Here is a 20,500-nt window from a genome sequence, read left to right as displayed (position 1 = left end):
CGGAAGCCCTAGTGCCGCAGCGGCCATGCCGCCAGCCGGGATGGCCATCTCAGTGCCCCCGTCCGGTTCCGCTCCCAAGCATATTCGCGTGCCGCAAACATCCTCGCCGGAGACGGCGATCGCCAGCGCCGTGCACGTGGCCGGAAACGACAGCCCGGCCACGGCAGGCGCGGACTATGCCCGCCCGCTCGCTCCCCCGGCGCCTGTCACAGCGGCTCCCGCCAGCCGCCCGGCCCCTGCCCGGCCAGCCCCCGCGCCGCACAGGACCGCCGCCGCCCCTTCCGTTTCGGCTTCCGGGCCATGGCGCGCGCAGCTGGGCGCTTTCGGCGTTCCCGGCAATGCCGATGCGCTCTGGGCGAAAGTGAAGAACCGCCCCGAACTGTCCGGCCATGCTAAGCTGCTGGTTCCGGCCGGACGGCTGACGAAGCTGCAGGCTGGCGGTTTCGCCTCGCATGCGGACGCCAGCGCGGCCTGTTCCCGCCTGACGGCAGGCGGGTTCACGTGCCTCGCCGTGCGGAACTGACACTGGGCGGCATCCTTGCCTGAGCCGCCGCCGGAAACGCAGGCTCCGGCTGCCGCCTCGCATCGGCTCGGCTCGCTCGACCTGATCCGCGGCATTGCCGTGCTGGGTATTCTGGCGATCAACATCGCCGGTTTCGCCGGGCCGATGATCTCCGCCACGTCGCCCAGCCTGCCCCATCCGGCCAGCCCTATGGACGAGGCCGCCTTCGCCTTTTCCTTCCTGTTCTTCGAAGGCAAGATGCGGGTGCTGTTCTCACTGCTGTTCGGCGCGGGCCTTGTCCTGTTCTGGGAACGCAGCGAAGCGGCAGGGCGCGACGGGGACGTGCTGCAGGTGCGGCGGCTGTTCTGGCTGATGGCGCTCGGCGCGCTGCACTACCTGCTGTTGTGGTGGGGCGACATTCTCTTTCTCTATGCCGTGTGCGGCCTCGCCGCACTGCTGCTGCGGCCGCTAAGGGATCGCACGCTGCTGATCATCGCGCTGGGGCTCTATTACGTCTGGCACTTGTGGGGCCTGTTCGATTCGGCCGCCGCCATCACCGCAGAAACCGCCGTGCGCCATGGCAATGCCACGCCCGCACAAGTTCATCTGCTATCCGAATGGCTCCAGCCCATGCGCGACTGGGCCGCGCAGGAAATGCGCGAAAGCCATCTTGGCTTCCTGGGCCTGCTGCGGGCCAAACTGGAACTGCGGCCGTTCTGGCAAGTGCAGATGGTCTCGGGCAATTTTTCCGAAACCCTGCCGCTGATGCTGATCGGTATGGTGCTCTACCGGCGCGGCTTTTTCACCGGCACGCTGTCCCGCAAACGGCTGGTGGCGGTGGGCGTGGCCTGCACCGCTGGCGGGTTGGCATTGACGGCGCTGTTTCTGGGCTGGGCCTGGCCCCGGCACTTTCCGCCGGTGGCGATGCACGCCGCACTCGTGTGGGGGCTGGCCATGCCGCATCTGCTGTGCGGCTGCGGCTATGCCGCGCTGCTGGTCATGGCAGCGCCGCGCCTGATCCCCACCGCGCTGGGGCAGCGGCTGATCGCGGCCGGGCGCATGGCCTTCAGCAACTATATCCTGACCAGCCTCGTGATGACTTTCGTGTTCCACGGGTGGGGCCTTGGCCTGTTCGGAACCGTGGGCCCTGCCGGGCAGATGCTCTTCGTGCTGGCCGGGTGGACACTGATGCTCGGCTGGAGCGCGCCGTGGCTGCGCCACTGGCGGCGCGGCCCCCTGGAATGGCTGTGGCGATCGCTGGTTGAACGTAAAGTTCTAAAAAACAGGCATTGATAATCATTCGCAAAACTGTTGCGATCAATTCTCATTTGCGTATAGTGGGGATTGAAGAGGATTCGCTCATGTACGTCTGTATCTGCAACGCCATTCGGGAAAAGGATTTGCGCACGGCCGCACGGTGCTGCGGCGGCAGCGCACATGCAGTTTACGCGGCACTCGGCCACATACCGCAGTGCTGCCAGTGTCTGGAAGAAGCAGAAGACATCATTACGGAAGAGGTTATCGCCGGGGACACAATCGTTTCAGCCGCTGCCTGATCAGGCGCTGCACACGCGGCACACTGTCGATAATACCAGGTGTAGTTAATTCTTGCGCCCTGGTGGGCTTGTGCTCATTTCCCTGAGACTGCATAGTACGCTTTCTCAGACACAGGAGTTGCGCCCCATGCAAGGCGACAAGCAAGTCATCGATTTCCTCAACAAAGCCCTGTTCAACGAGCTGACCGCCATCAACCAGTACTGGCTGCATTACCGCATGCTGGACAATTGGGGCATCAAGAAGCTCGCCGAGTACGAGCGCCACGAATCGATTGACGAGATGAAGCATGCGGACACGCTGGCGGACCGCATCCTGTTCCTCGAAGGCCTCCCGAACTTCCAGGCACTGGGCAAGCTGCGCATCGGCGAAGGGGTGGAGGAAATCCTCAAGGCCGATCTCGCGCTCGAACACGATGCGGTGCCGCTGCTCAAGGAAGCCATCGCCCACTGCGAAGCCGTGCGCGATTTCGTGAGCCGCGAGATTTTCGAGCGCATCCTTGAGAGCGAGGAAGAGCATATCGACTTCCTCGAAAAGCAGTTCGACATGATCGAGCGCATGGGCCTGCCCAACTACTGCCAGCTTCAGAGCAAGCCTGCCGAAGACTGATCCCCAAAGGCGTGCAGCCCGCTCGGTTATGGACTTGATTGCACGCCTCGGGCTTTCCGTTCCCCTGATTCAGGCACCGATGGCGGGCACGTCCACGCCCGCTCTGGCTGCTGCTGTCAGCCATGCGGGCGGGCTCGGCTCGATCGCGGTGGGCACGCTTTCGCCCGATGGCGCCCGGCGCGATATCGCCGCCGTGCGCGCCGCGACCGGGCGGGCCTTCAACGTCAATCTCTTCGCCCATGCCCCTTGCGAGCCCGATCCGGCGCGCGAGGCGGCGTGGCTCGATGCCCTGCGTCCGGCCTTCGCACAGTTCGATGCCAGGCCGCCAGCTGCGCTGGAGACGATCTACCCCACGTTCACCGGCAACGCGGAAATGCTGGCAGCGCTGGTGGACACGGCCCCGCCGGCAGTGAGCTTCCACTTCGGCTTGCCCGAACCGGCCGCCGTGTCCGCGCTCAAGGCCGCCGGATGCCTGCTGCTGGCTTCCGCCACTTCGCTTGCCGAAGCGCGGCTGGCGCGTGAAGCTGGAATCGATGCCGTGGTGGCGCAAGGCTGGGAAGCTGGCGGACACCGGGGCGTGTTCGATCCCGATGCGCCCGACGGCAGGCTGGGCACGATGGCGCTGACGCGGCTGCTGGTGGCGCAGTCCGGCCTGCCGGTGATCGCGGCAGGCGGCATCATGGATGGCGGGGGCATCCGCGCCGCGCTCGATCTCGGCGCCGTGGCCGCGCAGCTCGGCACCGCCTTCATCGCCTGCCCCGAAAGCAACGCGGACGAAGCCTACCGCGCCGCGCTGGCCAGTAACGCTGCGGAACACACCACGATGGTCCATGCCATTTCCGGGCGCCCTGCACGCTGCCTCGCCAACCGCTTTACCGCCTTAGCCGAAACGCCAGGCCTGCCGCCCGTGGCGCCCTACCCGCGCGCCTATCACGCGGGTAAAGCCCTGAACGCCGCCGCCAAGGCCAAGGGCGAGGGCGGTTTCGGCGCGCAATGGGCGGGACAAGGTGCGCCCTTATCCCGCGCCCTGCCGGCGGCAGAGCTGGTGGCCCTGCTCGCCGGAGAGCTGGCCGCTAGTCGCTGACCAGCGGCGGCTTCTTCGCCTCGGTCCGGTACTTATCAAACCATGCCAGCACAGCCGAAGCCTTGGCCGCCGCTTGCGAGGGCCGTGCGGCAATGCCGCCGTGGCTCGCGTCCGGCACCTTGACCATTGCGGTGGGCACGCCCCGGATTTGCAGCGCGGCGTAATACTGCTCGGATTCGCTGTCCGGCGTGCGGTAGTCTTTGGAGCCGACCACCACCAGCGTCGGCGTTTTCACGTTGCCGGCAAGACTGAGCGGCGAGCGCTTCCAGTAGCTCATCGGGTCTTCCCACGGCTTCTTGTCGAACCAGTAGCGCGAGGTGAAGGGCGTGGCATCCATCGTCAGCGCTTCGCTGATCCAGTTGATCACGGGCTTTTGCGCCGCCGCCGCCTTGAACCGGTCCGTCTTGCCGACGATCCATGCGGTGAGCACGCCGCCGCCCGATCCGCCAGTGACGAAGAGGTTGTCGGGATCGGCCACGCCATCGGCAATCGCGGCATCGACGGCGGCCATCAGGTCGTCATAGTCGGTGCCGGGATAGGCCCGGTCGATGAGGTTCGCAAATTCCTCGCCATAGGACGTGCTGCCGCGCGGGTTGGTGTAAAGCACGGCATAGCCATGCGCGGCATAGAGCTGGTCGTCGGTCGAGAACGAAGGGCCATAGGCGGCGTTCGGGCCGCCGTGGATTTCGAGGATCAGCGGCACCCGCTGCCCCGGCTTGAGCCCCGGCGGCGTCACCAGCCAGGCATCGATCGCGCGGCCGTCCGGCGCCGTCACCGGCAGTTTGCGCACCGGCGCCATCGCCTTGGCATCGATCCAGGTGCCGTTGAGATCGGTGAGCTTCTTGCCGCCCACCCAGAGGTCCGCCGGTTCGCGAGTGCTGCCCTTGGTATAGGCAACCTTGCCCTTGGCCGAAACGCTGAACGAACCGCCGGTATAAGGCCGGTCGAAATGCGTGCCCGCCGTCAGCCCCTCGGCCACGGTTTTCATCGAACCGTCGAGCGAGACGCGCGCGACCTTGGTTTCTCCATGATCGTCATACTGCACGTAGATCGCGCCGTTGCCTGCCCACGCCAGCCGGTCAATCGAGCGGTCGAGCTTCGGCGTCAGCAGCCGCACGCCGCTGCCGTCCGCGTTCATCACGTAGAGATCGAAATTCTCGTAGGAGCGGTTGACGTCGTCGTAGCCGGTATAGGCGATATGCTTGCCATCGGGCGAAAGCCGGGCGCCGCCGTCCGGCCCCTGACGGCTGGTGAGCGCGGTCACGGCGCCGCTCGCCAGATCGACGCTGTAGACTTCGCTATTGTTGATATCGCGCTGCCAGTCCGCGTGGCGGTTGGCGTTGAACACGATGCGCCGCCCGTCCGGGCTCCAGGACAGCGGGCCGCCATCGTCGAACTTGCCAAACGTCACCTGGCGGGGCGCGCCGCCTTCGGCCGAGACCACGAAAATGTGATCGAAACCCGCCGGGAGATAGCCCGCGCCGTCGAAACGGTAGGTCACGCGGTCGATCACTTGCAGCGGATCGGCCCACTTCGCGCCCTCGGGCTTGTCCGCGGGCTGCGAGCCCAGCTTCATCGGTTCGCCGGGAACGCGCATGGTATAGGCGATCCGCGTGCCGTCCGGCGACCAGGCGATGGCGCCGGGGCTGTCCGGCAATTCGGTGACTTTCACATTCGCCCCGCTTGCCAGCCACAGCACATGGAGCTGCGGCGCCCCCTTGCCGTCGCTCGACACATAGGCGAGCCGCTTGCCATCGGGAGACCAGCGCGGCGAGACATGCGCGCCCGGCCCCGTCACCAGCGGCCGCTGCGCGCCCGAGGCCGCATCCACCAGCCAGATCGAGGGCACGTCGCGATCAGTCATGATATCGCCGCTGGAGCGGACATAAGCGATTTTCGAGCCGTCCGGAGAAATCTGCGGATCGGTCGCGCCGTCAAGCTTGAACAAGTCCGCAGGGGTAAAGGCGCGCTCCGGGCCATCGGCTTTCGCCGGGCTATCGGCCGCCATGGCAAAGGGAGCGGGAACCAGCGGGCAGACCGCCAGCGTGATCGCGGCGATGCGGGAAATTCGGATAGAGGACAAAAGTCGCACTCCTGTAAAAGGGAGGATGGCGCACGTCTTGCCCGGTTCGGCGAAAAATTCCAATCCACCGCCCCACTTTATCAGGCAGATAGCTGGCAAAGCAGGAAAACATGCTAAAGACTTGGCTATGAGAGCATCGCGCAAGCGCACATTCGAATTCGAGGACGGCGGCTTCATCACGCTTGTCGTCCTGATCACCGTTGGTTTCGCCTATCTTCTGGCGCCTTACTTCGGCGCCGTGCTGTGGGGCGTGATCGCCGCGATCATGTTCCAGCCGATGACGGCACGGCTGGCCCGCATGCTGGGCGGGCGGGCGAATCTGGCCACGTCGATCGTGCTGCTGGGGCTGGTCGCCGTCTTCGTGGTGCCGACGATCCTGCTCGGCATCAGCCTCGTCAACGAGGCGACCAACCTCTACGGCCAGATCAGCAGCGGCCAGATCGACATCGGCAAGATGATCCACGATCTGCACGCCGCCCTGCCCGAAAGCGTGCAGCGCTTCATCGCGCAATATGGCCTCACCGATTTCGGCAGGCTGCGCAGCGAGTTCGGATCGAGCATCTCCAGCAGCCTGCAAAGCATCGCCGGGCGGCTGCTGACGGTCGGCCAGGGCGCGCTCAGCTTCGTCGCGGGGCTCGGCGTCATGCTCTACCTCAGCTATTTCCTGCTGCGCGACGGCGAGCGCTACGGCAACCTCGTGCGCGATGCCCTGCCGCTGCATGACGACACACGCGATTCGCTGATCCAGCACTTCCTGCTGGTGGTGCGCGCGACGATGCGCGGCACCGTGGTAGTGGCCGTGGTGCAGGGCCTGCTGGGCGGCGTGATCTTCTCGCTGCTGGGGATCGAGGGCGCGCTGATCTGGGGCGTGATGATGGGCTTCTTCTCGCTGCTGCCCGCTGTGGGCACCGGCATCGTCTGGGTGCCCACCGCAATCTACCTGTTCGCCACCGGGGAACTGGGCAAAGCCGCGATCCTGGTGTTCTGCGGCGTGTTCATCATCGGCATGGTCGATAACGTGCTGCGCCCGATCCTGGTCGGACGCGATACCCGGATGCCCGATTTCGTGGTATTGATCGCCACGCTGGCGGGGCTTGAGCTGTTCGGGCTCAACGGTTTCGTGATCGGGCCGGTGATCGCCGCGCTGTTCATGGCCGTGTGGACCCAGCAGCGCGACCGCAAGCTGGCCGCCTCCCGCGCCGCCAGCGAGGCGGCCAACGAGGCTCGGCGCACAGCGGAAGCGAATGCGGAGGCGCATCCTTCATAGCAACCGGCGGGCGCCGGAAAGCGAGGCGACATGGAAGAGCTGCCACTCAGCCGGGCCTTCACCCTGATCGAGCCGGGACCTGTCATTCTGCTCACCACGCACGATGGCCAAGCGGACAACATCATGACTCTGACCTGGAGCATGGTTCTGGATTTCTCCCCCACTTTTGCCATCGCCACCGGCCCGTGGAATCATTCCTACGCGGCGCTGCGCGACACTGGTGAATGCGTGCTGTCGATCCCTTCCGCCAGCATGATCGATACGGCCGTGGGCATCGGCACTTGCTCGGGCGAGAACACGGACAAGTTCGAGAAGTTCGCTCTCACTCGCGCCAAGGCCCGTCACGTGCAGGCTCCGCTCATCCGCGAGTGCATCGGCCAGGTGGAATGCCGGGTGGCCGATATTACCGGCCGGCACAACATCATCGTGCTGGAAGGGCTGGCAGCCTGGACCGGCGGCACGCACGCAGACCAGCGCATGATCCACGCTGTTGGCGACGGCACTTTCATTGCCGATGGCGAACGGTTTGACCGCAAGGACATGATGCGTTCCAAGCTGCCTGGCGGACTGTAAGAGCGGGATCTGAGAGGCATGGAAAGAATGGAGAAATTCCAGCCCTCCGGCGAACATCCGTGCGCCTGGTGCGTTCTATCCGAAGCGTCCTTTGTGGGGCTGAGGGCAGGCCTCTCATTCGTGCAAATGAAGGAGCTTTGAAAAATCAGGAACTAATTTCAAGGCAATGACCTGCCGATCTCACAAACAACGCCGTTTCCCCGGCCCTTGCGCCGGGACATAGAACTTTGGAAGGATACGCAATGGAACTCTCTCAGGACTGGGACAAGACATTCCCGAAGAGCGACAAGGTCGAGCACGAGAAAGTCACCTTCACCAACCGCTATGGCATCACGCTGGCGGGCGATCTCTACACGCCCAAGGGCGATGGCCCGTTTGCCGCGCTTGCCGTCAGCGGCCCGTATGGCGCGGTCAAGGAACAAGCTTCCGGCCTCTATGCGCAGACCATGGCCGAACGCGGGTTCGTCACCCTGGCGTTCGATCCTTCCTTTACCGGCGAAAGCGGCGGTGAACCGCGCAACGTGGCCTCGCCCGATATCAATACCGAAGATTTCAGCGCCGCCGTGGACTGCCTCGGCCTGCTGCCGCAGGTTGACCGCGAACGCATCGGCATCATCGGCGTGTGCGGCTGGGGCGGCATGGCGCTGAATGCCGTCGCCGTGGACAAGCGCGTCAAGGCCGTCGTCGCCAGCACCATGTATGACATGTCGCGGGTTCAGGCGAAGGGCTATTTCGACAGCACCACGCCCGAACAGCGCACCGAAGCGCTGGAGCAGATGAGCCGCCAGCGCTGGGAAGACGCGAAGAACGGCACGCCTGCCTATGGCCCGCTGTCGCTGGAACTGCAGGGCGGCGAGCCGCAGTTCGTGGTGGACTATGCGGCTTACTACAAGTCGCCGGATCGCGGCTTCCATCCGCGTTCGATCAACTCGAACGCCTCGTGGACCGTGACCACGCCGCTCTCGTTCATGAACATGCCGCTGCTGACCTACATCAGCGAGATCGCGCCGCGCCCGCTGCTGCTCATCCACGGCGAAAAGGCGCATTCGCGCTACTTCAGCGAGGACGCCTACAAAGCGGCGGCCGAGCCCAAGGAACTGATGATCATCGAAGGCGCCAGCCATACCGATCTCTACGATCAGCTGGACGTGATCCCCTTCGACAAGATCACCACCTTCTTCAACGACAACCTGTAACGCGAAAGCCGGGGCCGCCTGTGGGCGACTCCGGCCCTAGCCACGACTCGCGAATGACCCGGCGGCCTGCGCTCAGGTCTTCTTGAACGGGTTCTTCGGGCTGCGCAGCGTCAGGCGGATCGGCACCGCCTCGAAACCCAGTTCGCGGCGGATGCCGTTCACCAGATAGCGCTTGTAGCTTTCGGGCAGCATATCCAGCCGGGTGCCGAACAGCACGAAGCCCGGCGGGCGCGTCTTGGCCTGGGTGATGTAGCGCAGCTTGATCCGCTTGCCGCCCGGCGCCGGCGGCGGATTGGCGGCCAGCGCATCGTCGAACCAGCGGTTGAGCCCGGCCGTCGGCACGCGGCGGCTCCACGCCTCGCGGATCGAGAAGGCCGCGGCGATCATGTCGTCCAGCCCCTTGCCGGTGCGCGCGGAGACCGCCAGCAGCGGCACGCCGCGCACTTGCGCCAGCCCTTCGTCGAGCGCGGCGCGAATGCCGTTGAACAGCTTGCTCGCGTCCTCGGCCACGTCCCACTTGTTGATGGCGATCATCAGCGCGCGGCCCTCCTCGATCACCATCGAGGCGATCTTGAGATCCTGATGCTCCAGCCCGCGCGTGGCATCGAGCAGCAGCACCACCACTTCGGCAAAATCGATCGCATGGCGCGCATCGGCCACGGCCATGCGCTCCAGCTTCTCGATCACTTGCGCTTTCTTGCGCATGCCCGCCGTGTCGATCAGGCGCACCGGACGGTCCTCGTCCAGCTTGGAATCGTGCCAGGTCCAGTCGATCGCGATCGAATCGCGGGTGATGCCTGCTTCCGGCCCGGTCAGCAGCCGGTCTTCCTTCAGCAGCTTGTTGATGAGCGTGGACTTGCCCGCGTTCGGACGCCCGACGATGGCGAGCTTGAGAACCGACTTGGGATCGAATTCCCACTCGTCCCCGCCCTCTTCATCCTCGGCAGGCTGAAGCGGGTCGAGATGCGGCAGCAGCGCTTCGAACAGATCGCCCATGCCCTCGCCATGTTCGGCGGAGACGGCGACGGGATCGCCCAGCCCCAGCGAATAGGCCTCCAGCAGCCCGCCCTCGCCCGCGCGGCCTTCGGCCTTGTTGGCGAGCACGATCACCGGCACCGGCGAAGCGCGCAGCCACTGGGCGATCTCCTCGTCGAGCGGCGTCAGCCCCGCGCGTGCGTCCACCACGAACAGCGCGACATCGGCGGTTTCGAGCGAAGCCTCGGTCTGCTGGCGCATGCGGCCGGGCAGCGTTTCGGCCTCGTCGTCCTCCCACCCGGCGGTATCGACGATCTGGAATTTCAGCCCCAGCAGCTCGGCATCGCCAAAGCGGCGGTCACGCGTGACGCCGGGCTGATCGTCCACCAGCGCCAGCTTCTTGCCGACGAGCCGGTTGAACAGCGTGGACTTGCCGACATTGGGCCGGCCGATAATGATCACTTGAGGAAGCATATGGATACGCCGCTTGGTCATTTTGCACGGGTTTGGCAAGCATAGGCGGCAAATCCGGCAAACAAGCGGCATATCCTTGCCGCAATATTAACCTATCTTTGCAGGATAGCCCTAACCTTGCTCCCGTATTCCGGGTGGCATGAAGATAGTCAGAAAAGCCATCTTTGTGGGCGCTTGCGCAATGCTGGTTTCACCGGTTTTCGCCCGTTCGGCCATCGACCGGATCGTTTCCGGCAACTATGCCCGCGGCGGAATTACCGGAACGGTAAGCAGTTCCCCTTCCGGAGATCTGCAATGCGTGCCCTATGCCCGCCAGCTTTCCGGCATCCAGATCTATGGCGATGCCCATACCTGGTGGAAGCAGGCGAAGGGCCGTTACGCCCGCGGACATGTGCCGCGAGTCGGCGCGGTCATGGCGGTTCGCCCTTTCCACAATTCGCACCTTGGCCATGTCGCCATGGTCAGCGAAATCGTCGATTCGCGCACGATCCTGCTCAGCCACGCCAACTGGTCCTATCCCGGCAAGATAGAACGCGATGTCACTGCGCTCGACGTTTCCCCGGAAAACGACTGGAGCGAAGTGCGCATCTGGTACGGCCCGAGCCAGAACCTGGGAGCTACCCATTGGCCTGTCGCGGGCTTTATCTACAACGCCAAGCCGGGGGCCATTCCGGACCTTGGCAGCGACCGCCTCGCCCAAGTCGCCGCCCCCCCCAGGACAGCGCTTGAAGCGAAGACGGCGCGCAAGCACCGGCATGCCGATCCCATTGGCGAGATCATTGCCGGTACATATTGAAGAACGGCGCTTGCCTGCGAAAGTTTAGTCTTTTTTCGCAACCGGCGGATTTTCGCCGAGATCCTCGTACCAGGCCTCGACCGGGCCGGTCAGCTTGATCGTCAGCGGCTGCCCCTTGCGGTCGAGCGTCTTGCCCGCCTGCACGCGCACCCAGCCTTCGGAAACGCAATATTCCTCGACATTGCTGCGCACGGTGTCCTTGAAGCGGATACCGATACCGCGCTGCAGCTTTTCGGCATCGAAAAACGGGCTGCGCGGATTGATCGCAAGGTGATCGGGCGGCACGTCAGCGCCGGATTGCTGCGGGGCCTGCTCAGGCGTGCTGGTCTCTTCGGTCATGGCGGAGCGCTTTAGAGTGAGATCAGTGCTTGTCAATTCGATCCGAGTTGTTTAGGGGCGCGCTTCCGCAACGGAAAGCGGGCGCGTAGCTCAGCGGTAGAGCACACCCTTCACACGGGTGGGGTCACAGGTTCAATCCCTGTCGCGCCCACCATTGCGCAATTCGGGTAAAAATTGGCCAATTTCTGGCCCTAAAGCCCTGAATGGCAATGATAATTTCGGAGTTCTATAACCGTCAAACCGGTCATAGGATAAATGCTCTGAAAACACGATTCTGAGCACCAGTCTCCTGATCTCAAACACGCCGGAACTCCATATTTTATAAGGACTTGCGAGGAACCTCAGCGCGAGTTCTAGATTTTCTTCGAAGGGTGGCGGCGGACGAGCTGAATCAGCGGCCTTTTCCGTCAACAAAAGCTTATGCCGCTCCAGTTCGGAAATCTTGTTCTCCAGTGCGCGCGCCACCGAATCGTTATTGGTTTCGACAATCCGATTGACGAGTTTGCCGATCTGCAATTCGGTTTCCGCAATTTCAGCCTTGATGGCTTGTGCGTTTTCGTTAGCGCGCGCGACCTTCATGTCCCAATAGGTGCGGAACATGGCAATCGTGACCTTCACGAGGTTCCTGGCAGGCTGAACACTTTGCAGCAGTTCCTCGAATTCGCCCTCGATCTTGGCGCGTGGGATTGACTTGCCGTAGTAGTCGCAGCCCTTTCTTTGAGATGTCCACCGCACGAAGCGCAGGAGACCGCACCCCGAAGCACGAAGCCCCGGTTCAGGTCGCGCCTTGCCGCAGCCTTTTTGCGTGACGTGAGCCGTTCCTGATTTTTGGCGAAAGTTGCTTTGCTGATGAGGCCTTCATGCTTTCCATCACGCATCGTGACGCCAAGCTCTTTGGAGACGACGTAGCCTGCGTAAAGCGGCTGTGTGAGCATGTCGAAGACCTTCCCTTTCCGCACCGTGCCTCCGGGTGCGTGTTTGGGAAACCCCGGATGTGCGTTCAGAAAATTAGCTACTTCGACCTGCGTTTCAAAACGTCTGGATGCAAACCCCTCCAATGCCTCTTTTACAATCGGGGCGTGCTCGCTTGGCACAAGCACCTTGTTGCGCCCGTGTTGGGCCTTCACATACTTGTACCCGACGGGTGGGCGGCTGTAGACCGCATAGCCTGCTTCAAGCCGTGCAATTTGCTTCTGGCGCGATTGGCGAGCGATGGTTTCGCGGTCCAGTTCGCCGACTGCCGCGTTGATCGTTTCGTTAAACCGGCCTTCCGGCGTGTCATCAAAGTTGAAGTTGAGACATTCTCGGGTGGCGCCACGCTCTTTCATCATGCGGCGCAATTTCAAGTGAAACTCGGTGTCACGGGCATAGCGTCTGAGATCGTCAAAGATCACGACGAAGTTCTCTTCTGGGTGATCGTCGAGAAAGCGCAAGAGCTTCACCATGCCCTCACGTTTCATGAAATCGCCACCGCCCGTAACCTTATCGTAAAATACTTCTACGACGTCGTATTGTTTGGCGTCGGCATACTGACGGCAACGATGTTCCTGACTGCCAAGACCTGTCTGGCTCTTGTCCGAAATCCGGCAATAAAGAACCGCTTTACGCTTCTTATCAACGATCATGCTTTCCTTTCCGGCAGCGACTTCGTTGCGGCGGCCTTTTCTTGATTGTGCGAGAAATGAATACCCTCACAGTTTAGCATAAATCCCTTGGTCTGATGCTGACTTCGAGGACTTTTGCCATTCGACTCACAGCCAATTTTCGCCACCGGTGAGCGCATGCACTCCCACCGGAAATCGATAATTCCTACCACGACATTCCAAAGCGTTTGCAGGAACTCTTGCCGTTGATCAGCGGACATTCCGGGCTCATTCAGCACGTCTTCAAAGGAACGCAATTCTTCAGCATTGAGCCGGTGATTATCACTCAAAATAGCGGCGACGATGCGCTCGACCTCAAGACCACTGCCACCTTTCACTGCATCAGATTGGTTTTCCCAATCTGAGCTTGGAGTTGGATCATCCTGGGCAGCTTTGCGAGCAAAGCTATTGGCTAAATCGTTATCACGGTGGTCCATGCTTCTTGCCTCCTTGCGGCTGGTGCGGGTTACCTTCTCATTCGATCTCCTCTTCTTTCATCGAATAGAACAAAAGAGGAACATTAAGCCAAAAATCAAGCATTTGGTCAAGTTGAATTTGCTCTTGGGAAGCGGATTCAGCGCGAATGCTCGGAGCCACGTGAGCCGCGATCTTGCTGTGAGCGCTGAGCCGTAAAAGCCTCCCGCTTTTCATTCCGGCTTGGTGCGTTTTCCCGGTGCAATTCGCGAGTACGGTCGTATGCCTTGCGAGCCAGCTCAGACAGGCGCAACAACTCGTTTCCGGCAAAGCTATGGCTGTCGCGCGGCTGGCCTTGATCGTCGGTGTAAGTGCGGGCGAAGGTCGTCGAATAGAACGGCCCTTTCTCACCATCGTTGCGGAACACACTGGCTTTGAGGTTTGAATCGCGCAGCACGTCTACAGGTCGGCTCTTTTCCATGTCGTCTTCTCCTTGGGTGACTATCGGTCTCGCTGGCGGGTACGCTGGCGCTCAGCTTCCCAATCAGCATTGAAGGCGGTTCCGTCCGGCCCCAGCGCGAGGCCGGGGCGCGGACGCTGTACGGGTGCGGGCCGCTGGCGCTTGGCGAGGAAGGACACACGCCGCTCCTCGCGGCTGGCTTCCGGCTCCATACGTTCAGCCTCGAACGCGGTGCGGGCGGAAGGTGCGCGGGCATAGAGCGGATTATCAGCACGCAGCTCTGCCCGTTCATGTGTGAATGACAGCCGCGTTGTCGTTGAGGGCGTGGGCGTGTCGGTCATGCTGCGATCCTCGTCCAGAATCCGTCAGCGTATTGCGGCATGTCAGCAAATTCTTGGGGGACTGGCTCGCGGATCACGCGCTTCCATGCATGGCCCAGCAGCGTCTTCACGCGCACTTTGTCGAGCGGAGGGAAGAAGCGCGAGGGATGAAAATTGCCTGCCATCCAGCGCTGTTCGTAATATGGCCAACGTTCAGCATAAATTGAATGTTCAAGCCCATCGGCTGAAATCCACATCCGATTGCGCGGCATGCCGAGTATTTCGGCAGGCGTTTGCAACAAGCGTTGCTGGCAGGAACGATGCTGCGAGGCACGGCGGTAATGTTCCGCCCGCATGCCTGCTTCGATGGGGTCGCCACCGCTAATGATATCCCGAACGGCCTTCTTTCTGGCCATGTCGGCTTCATGCTGACGCAGGGTATCGTCGAAGTATAGAGATTGCATGCCCAAGCGCTGGGAAAGACGTTCTGCGCTGGCCGTGTCCCTTATGCCGAACTGCCATGAAAGGCCTGCGCTGGCAGGTAGAATGGAATCTGCGTCCTTGGCGATAGCCTTGGCTTGCGAATGCGTCTGGAAGACCGCAAAAGCTCTGATTTCATAGGTCGCACCCAGGGAAAAGACGATAAGTACAATGGGGAAACCCTTGAGCAGAGCGCATTCGTCCAGCAGCCAGAGCTGGGGCGTGCAATGACCTCCTGCTCTACGTTTGTAGATGAAGGCACAAACGAACAGCGCTTTGATGATCGGCGCCCAGCTTTCAACGAACTCAGCGGGAGCCATGATGTAGACATGATAGGGTTGCGATCCACACAGATCGGCCATCGACATCGTATAAGGGGGCGAAACGGACTCCATCAATCGGTTGTCCGTGAGCGGCGCCAACGCCTTTAATAGCTCGCTGATGATATTTTGAACGGTACGATTGTCGCTCTGACGGCTGGCAGCAATCTCTTCTTCTATGGCGCGTTCAAGCTGCGATCCTTCGTGCATTTCCCATGCGAAGGAGAGCCATTCATCGCTATTGCCCGGAATGAGGTTGATGATCTGGTAAAGGCGCGGGAATGTCAGAACACCGTCGAGACGGACGATGGTAAGGATAATAGCCTCCATAAAGGCCTGAGCACGAAGTTCAAAGAACTCCGCCTGTGGACTGCCAGACAACGGCAAGATGTTCTGACAGAACAGCTTCACATCGGATATGAGCGACGGGTTATCGATCCGAATGTAGCAAACGGGATTGATACGGTGTTGTGGGTGAGCCGGATCGCCCGTTGGGTTCCAGTAGATGCAGTATTTGCGCCCGATAATTTGCTGGCGCGAGATATCTGCCAACTCAAATTTGCAATCCATCGCGATGATGGAGTGCATATAGATGCCCTGACACAGAGAAAATGCAATTATATCAGTCAGTTTCCCAGACCTGCTTCCGGCTTGGAGGTAGAAGCTGGCATCCTGATTGCCGAAAAGCGGTTTGCCATAGGCAAAGCCTGCAAACACGCTTTCGGGTCTTCGTTCAAAATACCCGGCCTTGCGTATTTCCTGTTTGGTGGCAGGCCGGGCGCTTCCGAAGCGAAATAATTCATTCTGGTCCATGGATTGATCTCCCAAGCCGGGATTTCACTCAATTGCCCAGAAGCATGCTGCCGACCTTTGCCCACACGAAGCGAAGGCTGGCCGTGAGAGCCATCAGCGTGACGCCGAAGAGACCCAAGAAGCAGACTGTCCCCCAGCCCAGCGAGAGCAGCCACAGACTGAGCCACGGGAAATGCTCGGCTACGTGCGCTTCTGCACGATCAATCGTCGCCTCGTACACAGGGGCGGCGAAGAAGAAGGCAACAAGAAAGCCTCCGATACCGGCGCAGATTTTCTCGCCAGGCATGGCGGAGCCGGAGCGGCTTCCTGACTGCGAATTGCTCATAGCGCACTCCTTTCAAAATCCGGTTTTGGTGGTGATTTAGGTCATGCTTGGGCCTTCGCGGCTAAGCGAAGGTCTTCATGGTTGAGGGACAATCAGGAAAGGTTTGCAGACAGACCTGCCGAAACTCAGAGTGGCCTCGTCCACCCCCGAATTGCGCAAGGTTTCAGGTGACACATCCACACGGCCCGACGATGTGTAGAAGTAGAGCGAGCGCTTCTCTCCGGCTGCTCCGCTCGGCAGGGTGATGTAGCAAAAGTGATTTTCAGGCTGTGGCGATGCGCTCAAGAGATCGCGGTAGACCGTACCGATAGTGACCTTGAATCCACTTCGCGGGTCGGTTTCTGTTTTGAAGAGCGTAACTTGATCGACAGAACGTTCGATTGCCTCGATACCGGCAAGACGGTCTTCCATCTCCGCCTTCTCATGCTGCGCTCCAATAGGTTCTTGACCGTATTCCGGGCAGTACGTGCTCGTGAAACCGAGAGTGCAAGCCAGCGTCCTGATCTCCGGCGTGTCTTCAAAGTTCTTGATAAGCGTGAGCGCCGCAAGCCCGGCAACCGTGGCAAAGACAGCGGCGTTCACACCGACCAATAAGGCATGGGTGACGCGCGTCGAAACTGTTCGCTTAAAAGCTGCCAGCATGGTCATACTCCTTTCCGCATTGTCTGATTGGTGCGGTTCGGGCGGGCGCGATTGCGCTCTTTTGTGGCGAACGCATCTTGCATCTCGCGCAGACTTGCGCGGTTCACCGCCAAAAAGGCGGCCATCCACAAAATAATGAAATCAACGGCTACACCGAGTGCAATCTGTGGAATCATACGCGGCCACCACCGCGCGATGGCTGCGCCGGACCACAACAAATCGGCCGGTTCCGCCATCTCTTGCGCTTCATCGGCATTCCCTGCGCCGAGAAAGTCGCTGACTATCTTCTCAACCTCTCCGAGTTGGCTCTTGAGGTTGGAGATGGCAGCAGCCTGCCGCGCTCCGAAGCGACCGTCCTCACCCTCCAGCTCGATGACGGAGCTACGCAAGACCGCTAGCTGGGCATTGATCTTTTCACGAAGGTTTTCGGCGCTGCCATCGGCCAGATCAGCTTTGATTTTGTCGGTTGCCTTACGGAAGGCTCGCTGCCTTTCGAATACCGACAGGTCTTCCCGTTCCGGGATTGCCCGCAGCCTGTCGATCTCCTCGGTGAGCGATTTCGACCGAGCAAGATCGCGTTCAGCAGCCGCCTCAATTGTCTCCAAGATCGTTTTGAGGCCCGCGCAGGAAGACTGAAGCGCGCCCGAAACAGCGCCCGGCCCGCCTGAACCGGTAATCGTTCCCCCCGAGCTTTCCAATTCGGCTGCTGTACAGATGGACTGCTTTAGTGGTGCCAGAGTATCAGCAACGGATCGCGCCGCCGCCGGGTTGGTTTGCTGGCGTTCGACATAGGTCTGCCATTGCCCGGCCTCATAAACCATGTCAGCCTGGAGTGCGGGGGCGGTTGTCAGCCCCTTGACCGCCATGGTCGTCGAAATACACAAGACAAACGGCGTCAGACCTATCCCTAGCCACAAGGCGCGCTTGGTTCTGTTATTCATGGCCGTCTCCATCACCGGAGAAAGCCAAAAGCATCGAGCAGGAACCCGCGACGACGACCGCGCTAACAATGCTGGCGATCAAGGCCTGCACCGCGCCTGTGAAGCCAGAGGTTGCGTTTTCCTCAGCCGTCATCATGAGGCCGTTGAATGTCCAGTAGCTGCTGGCGATCCACGCCGTGGAAAGCATCAGCGTGCAGGTCGTTGTGCGCGCCTTCTGTTTCGCAATCTGCGCTTCAAGTGTTTTGATGTCGTTTCTTTGATCCACCATCGGACACACCTCTACTGCTGCCGAAAAGCACGATGCTTTTCAGTGGGTTGGGCCGTATCTATTTTTGTGGATGGCGACGCGAATCAGCGTGTCACATCACTCATCTTCTGATGGTGATATATCTATAACTGGTACCAGTTACAAGGGCGAGCTATAGCCCCGGTGTTGCTACTCTGCTTCTGGAGGAGTGGGCACAGAAAATTCTATCGGGGTATCAAGCTCATAATCGACATCAAGACCCTCCCGTAACGCTTTGCGGATGGCCGCACGCAACCACTGCGCCTGATCGACGCCCAGGTGGGCTGAGCTTTGCCCAACCGCATCGATGATCTCAGGAATGGCCAAAACACCCAACTTTTTCATACGATAACTTGCATCGCTCAGGGGTGCCGCACTTTCCGAAAATTGCTTTTTGGTCCGTCTTACATATCTTTGTTCAGCAGGTATTATCGTTATTTGCTTTTTCGCTACCTGACCAGCTTTCTGGTCTTGCGCCTCCTTCGATGATTGCTCTACTTGCTCTTGATCTCTTGCCAGGTCTTCTCGTGTCTGGTCAGCAAGCTTTTTCAGGCTAACATCTTTGTCAGAATCGGCGCGCGACTTATCTTTGTTGAGCTTGGACTTTTCCCCAACTTTTGCCATCATTTAAACCTTGAATTTGTGCGCTCGAATGGCGTTTATGACATCGCAATATGCAACACGTCAAACAGCTGCGAGACACAGGAAAAAGCCGTTTCCCAGTCCATGCCGAGCAGCAGCGATAGGCACTTCCACCAATCAAGCCGAGGGTAAAATGACGACATTGACGTTCAAAGCGGCTGATGGAGAAAGCTTGACGCCTCTTATCGAGGCGTTGGTCAAGTCCAATCCCGAGTTTTTCGTGGAATATAAAGATCAAATCAAACTGATCCACGAAACACCGCGCTTCGGCGGATCGGCGCAGCGTACCTACCTTCGGATGCAGTTTGAATTTGATGGCCTGACCCAAGAAGAGGCTGAAAAGCTCAGAGCATTGATAAAATTCACAAAGGCTTTGATTGACGTTATTTCAGAGCAAAAAACCTCTGGTGACATCACCTTTGACAATGATGATCCGAACGAAAAGCCTGAAATCATCGTATTCTAGCTAATCACTCTTTTTTTGAAGTAGTTTACTCCATGCTGACCAAGCCATATGACGCAGCAAAGCGCAAATGCGATGGCAGTAAATAAAAAGACAAAAAGGAATGACGCAATCGCGCCAAAAGCGAAAAGTGCGTTCTCACTCCCATTGTAAGCAGGCAACAGTACGTCTGGTACGTAGAAAACGATATAGGCTGCCATCCATCCCGCCACTGTTACTGCCGATGCGTAAAATATTCGCCATAAAAGGTTTGCTCCATTTCGAATAAAAAATGGCAGCATAAAAAGCACACCTAGGAGGGTGAGAAAATTTGCGAGCAGTACATTTGTCAGCAATTGCCATTGATAGCTGTAATCACCGCCCATAATTATCTCGATCTGAAAGAACGCAATTAGTCCCGCTGCCACCCCGGTGAAGTGACCACCCGATAAACTTAGGCGTTTCCAGAATTGCAGTTTCGTAGCACCATCCAACGTCCAGCCGATAACGCAGGCAACTGAAAATATGTATAAGCAGATGGCCAGCGGAAATAGGACTCTGCCAGCCTCTCGCTCAAGCGAGGCGTAGATCATGAAGACCGTTATAAATAAGCCAAAAAGGAAACATCGGAAAAAGATGTTCGTGCCGGAGTAGGTGCTAGCTCCACTTTGATATTCGAGGCGCTTTTTCCAGCTTGGGTGCCATAATGTCGTGAGAAAAGCGGTCAGCCGGTTTTCAGGCTCCTCTATGTCCCCGAACACGAGCCTTTCGCGCAAAAAGGCAAGATATATATCGGGCACAAACTTCATCGCATAAAAATCGGCAAGATGCTCCCTATCATGCTTCACCACGACAAGCGCTGACAGTGCGATCAGAGCAAAAACAACTCCCATAGCCTGCGGCATGCCGGAGTTCTGGTCGTAATACCCATCCATGCGGATGTAATATATAAGCGGCTGCAATATATAGAAAAGCGATACCGCGACAGCTAAAAAGAAGAAAGCCATATCCCATCGGTTGCAATGGCCAAATTCATGATAAACAACAGCCCTCTTTGTATCATCCATCTTGGAAAAAAATTTACTGTTGTGGGCAATTAGATTGAATCCTGGAAACGATATCGTAAACATATCGTCCTTGCAGAAACCGTCATCAATGACAAAATGAGTTCCTTTTGGGAGATCAAAATCCTCCCCCAGGTCTTGATGAATATGATCTTTTGTTTCTTTTCTAAACTTGTTTCGAACGAGAAGTACGACAACGACCATAAGCAACGCGGAAAGCGGTTGCATTGTTAAGGCCGTAAGAACAGCGCATGCG

The 20,500-nt window shown here is 59.7% G+C and carries 25 protein-coding genes and 1 tRNA gene; 11 read left to right on the top strand and 15 right to left on the bottom strand.

Features of this window, described 5'->3' with window-relative positions; translation table 11 throughout:
• The 5 genes from MTR66_RS13955 to MTR66_RS13935 all read left to right on the top strand — a co-directional run.
• Positions 1-523 (top strand): SPOR domain-containing protein (locus MTR66_RS13955; RefSeq protein ID WP_243922052.1); only part of this gene is annotated, 523 nt, incomplete at its 5' end.
• 15 nt (positions 524-538) lie between these two features.
• Positions 539-1,795, top strand: a complete 1,257-nt coding sequence (locus MTR66_RS13950; RefSeq protein ID WP_243922050.1) for a DUF418 domain-containing protein — start codon at positions 539-541, stop codon at positions 1,793-1,795.
• Entirely contained in the window at positions 1,792-2,058 is a 267-nt protein-coding gene (locus MTR66_RS13945; RefSeq protein ID WP_327194508.1) for a (2Fe-2S)-binding protein, read from the top strand. Before MTR66_RS13950 ends, MTR66_RS13945 begins: the two co-directional genes overlap by 4 nt.
• A 127-nt stretch (positions 2,059-2,185) precedes the next feature.
• The gene (gene bfr, locus MTR66_RS13940; protein WP_243922048.1) at positions 2,186-2,665 is read left to right on the top strand and encodes a bacterioferritin; all 480 of its coding nucleotides are present in this window, start codon (positions 2,186-2,188) and stop codon (positions 2,663-2,665) included.
• A 28-nt stretch (positions 2,666-2,693) separates the two neighbouring features.
• A complete protein-coding gene (locus MTR66_RS13935; RefSeq protein WP_243922047.1) occupies positions 2,694-3,749 on the top strand; it encodes an NAD(P)H-dependent flavin oxidoreductase in 1,056 nt (351 codons plus the stop codon).
• Here MTR66_RS13935 and MTR66_RS13930 read toward each other — a convergent pair.
• A complete protein-coding gene (locus tag MTR66_RS13930; RefSeq protein ID WP_243922061.1) occupies positions 3,739-5,757 on the bottom strand; it encodes an alpha/beta hydrolase family protein in 2,019 nt (672 codons plus the stop codon). The genes MTR66_RS13935 and MTR66_RS13930 overlap by 11 nt on opposite strands.
• A gap of 202 nt (positions 5,758-5,959) precedes the next feature.
• Between MTR66_RS13930 and MTR66_RS13925 the strand changes: the two genes are divergently transcribed.
• The 3 genes from MTR66_RS13925 to MTR66_RS13915 all read left to right on the top strand — a co-directional run bounded on the left by MTR66_RS13925 (position 5,960) and on the right by MTR66_RS13915 (position 8,868).
• Positions 5,960-7,099, top strand: a complete 1,140-nt coding sequence (locus MTR66_RS13925; protein ID WP_243922046.1) for an AI-2E family transporter — start codon at positions 5,960-5,962, stop codon at positions 7,097-7,099.
• Between the two features lie 30 nt (positions 7,100-7,129).
• Positions 7,130-7,672 (top strand): flavin reductase family protein, encoded by a 543-nt coding sequence (locus MTR66_RS13920; protein ID WP_243922045.1) that lies wholly within the window; start codon positions 7,130-7,132, stop codon positions 7,670-7,672.
• 242 nt (positions 7,673-7,914) lie between these two features.
• Entirely contained in the window at positions 7,915-8,868 is a 954-nt protein-coding gene (locus MTR66_RS13915; protein ID WP_243922044.1) for an alpha/beta hydrolase, read from the top strand.
• Between the two features lie 72 nt (positions 8,869-8,940).
• Here the strand turns inward: MTR66_RS13915 and der are convergent, their stop codons facing one another.
• A complete protein-coding gene (gene der, locus MTR66_RS13910) occupies positions 8,941-10,317 on the bottom strand; it encodes a ribosome biogenesis GTPase Der (RefSeq protein WP_243922059.1) in 1,377 nt (458 codons plus the stop codon).
• 139 nt (positions 10,318-10,456) lie between these two features.
• On the opposite strand from der, the gene MTR66_RS13905 reads away from it, so the two are divergent.
• Positions 10,457-11,113, top strand: a complete 657-nt coding sequence (locus MTR66_RS13905; protein WP_243922043.1) for a CHAP domain-containing protein — start codon at positions 10,457-10,459, stop codon at positions 11,111-11,113.
• A gap of 24 nt (positions 11,114-11,137) precedes the next feature.
• On the opposite strand, the gene MTR66_RS13900 is transcribed toward MTR66_RS13905, so the two are convergent.
• Positions 11,138-11,452: a DUF3297 family protein gene (locus MTR66_RS13900; RefSeq protein WP_243922042.1), complete on the bottom strand. Its 315-nt coding sequence runs from the start codon at positions 11,450-11,452 to the stop codon at positions 11,138-11,140.
• A gap of 79 nt (positions 11,453-11,531) precedes the next feature.
• Between MTR66_RS13900 and MTR66_RS13895 the strand changes: the two genes are divergently transcribed.
• Positions 11,532-11,606, top strand: a tRNA-Val gene (locus tag MTR66_RS13895).
• Here the strand turns inward: MTR66_RS13895 and MTR66_RS13890 are convergent.
• The 11 genes from MTR66_RS13890 to MTR66_RS13840 form a co-directional block, all read right to left on the bottom strand.
• A complete protein-coding gene (locus MTR66_RS13890; protein ID WP_243922041.1) occupies positions 11,585-12,070 on the bottom strand; it encodes a hypothetical protein in 486 nt (161 codons plus the stop codon). The two genes, MTR66_RS13895 and MTR66_RS13890, sit on opposite strands and share 22 nt — an antisense overlap.
• Entirely contained in the window at positions 12,067-13,077 is a 1,011-nt protein-coding gene (locus tag MTR66_RS13885) for a recombinase family protein (RefSeq protein ID WP_243922040.1), read from the bottom strand. Before MTR66_RS13885 ends, MTR66_RS13890 begins: the two co-directional genes overlap by 4 nt.
• Entirely contained in the window at positions 13,074-13,532 is a 459-nt protein-coding gene (locus MTR66_RS13880; protein WP_243922039.1) for a hypothetical protein, read from the bottom strand. Before MTR66_RS13880 ends, MTR66_RS13885 begins: the two co-directional genes overlap by 4 nt.
• 137 nt (positions 13,533-13,669) lie before the next feature.
• Positions 13,670-13,990: a hypothetical protein gene (locus tag MTR66_RS13875; protein ID WP_243922038.1), complete on the bottom strand. Its 321-nt coding sequence runs from the start codon at positions 13,988-13,990 to the stop codon at positions 13,670-13,672.
• Between the two features lie 20 nt (positions 13,991-14,010).
• Positions 14,011-14,310 (bottom strand): hypothetical protein, encoded by a 300-nt coding sequence (locus tag MTR66_RS13870; protein WP_243922037.1) that lies wholly within the window; start codon positions 14,308-14,310, stop codon positions 14,011-14,013.
• Positions 14,307-15,902: a type IV secretory system conjugative DNA transfer family protein gene (locus tag MTR66_RS13865; protein WP_243922036.1), complete on the bottom strand. Its 1,596-nt coding sequence runs from the start codon at positions 15,900-15,902 to the stop codon at positions 14,307-14,309. Before MTR66_RS13865 ends, MTR66_RS13870 begins: the two co-directional genes overlap by 4 nt.
• A 28-nt stretch (positions 15,903-15,930) precedes the next feature.
• Positions 15,931-16,227: a hypothetical protein gene (locus MTR66_RS13860; protein ID WP_243922035.1), complete on the bottom strand. Its 297-nt coding sequence runs from the start codon at positions 16,225-16,227 to the stop codon at positions 15,931-15,933.
• A gap of 75 nt (positions 16,228-16,302) precedes the next feature.
• The gene (locus tag MTR66_RS13855) at positions 16,303-16,875 is read right to left on the bottom strand and encodes a hypothetical protein (protein WP_243922034.1); all 573 of its coding nucleotides are present in this window, start codon (positions 16,873-16,875) and stop codon (positions 16,303-16,305) included.
• Positions 16,872-17,810, bottom strand: coding sequence for a hypothetical protein (locus tag MTR66_RS13850; protein WP_243922033.1), 939 nt, complete (start codon positions 17,808-17,810; stop codon positions 16,872-16,874). Before MTR66_RS13850 ends, MTR66_RS13855 begins: the two co-directional genes overlap by 4 nt.
• Complete coding sequence (locus tag MTR66_RS13845; RefSeq protein WP_243922032.1) at positions 17,803-18,078, bottom strand: hypothetical protein; 276 nt, start codon at positions 18,076-18,078, stop codon at positions 17,803-17,805. Before MTR66_RS13845 ends, MTR66_RS13850 begins: the two co-directional genes overlap by 8 nt.
• Before the next feature lie 168 nt (positions 18,079-18,246).
• The gene (locus MTR66_RS13840) at positions 18,247-18,723 is read right to left on the bottom strand and encodes a hypothetical protein (RefSeq protein WP_243922031.1); all 477 of its coding nucleotides are present in this window, start codon (positions 18,721-18,723) and stop codon (positions 18,247-18,249) included.
• Between the two features lie 25 nt (positions 18,724-18,748).
• Between MTR66_RS13840 and MTR66_RS13835 the strand changes: the two genes are divergently transcribed.
• On the top strand, positions 18,749-19,204 hold the full coding sequence (locus MTR66_RS13835; RefSeq protein ID WP_243922030.1) for a hypothetical protein: 456 nt from the start codon (positions 18,749-18,751) through the stop codon (positions 19,202-19,204).
• On the opposite strand, the gene MTR66_RS13830 is transcribed toward MTR66_RS13835, so the two are convergent.
• Positions 19,201-20,472, bottom strand: a complete 1,272-nt coding sequence (locus MTR66_RS13830; protein WP_243922029.1) for a M48 family metalloprotease — start codon at positions 20,470-20,472, stop codon at positions 19,201-19,203. The two genes, MTR66_RS13835 and MTR66_RS13830, sit on opposite strands and share 4 nt — an antisense overlap.
• Positions 20,473-20,500 lie beyond the last annotated feature (28 nt).

Source organism: Novosphingobium beihaiense (assembly GCF_022832375.1).
Lineage (GTDB): Bacteria > Pseudomonadota > Alphaproteobacteria > Sphingomonadales > Sphingomonadaceae > Novosphingobium > Novosphingobium beihaiensis.
This window is presented reverse-complemented; position numbering and strand designations above follow the sequence as displayed.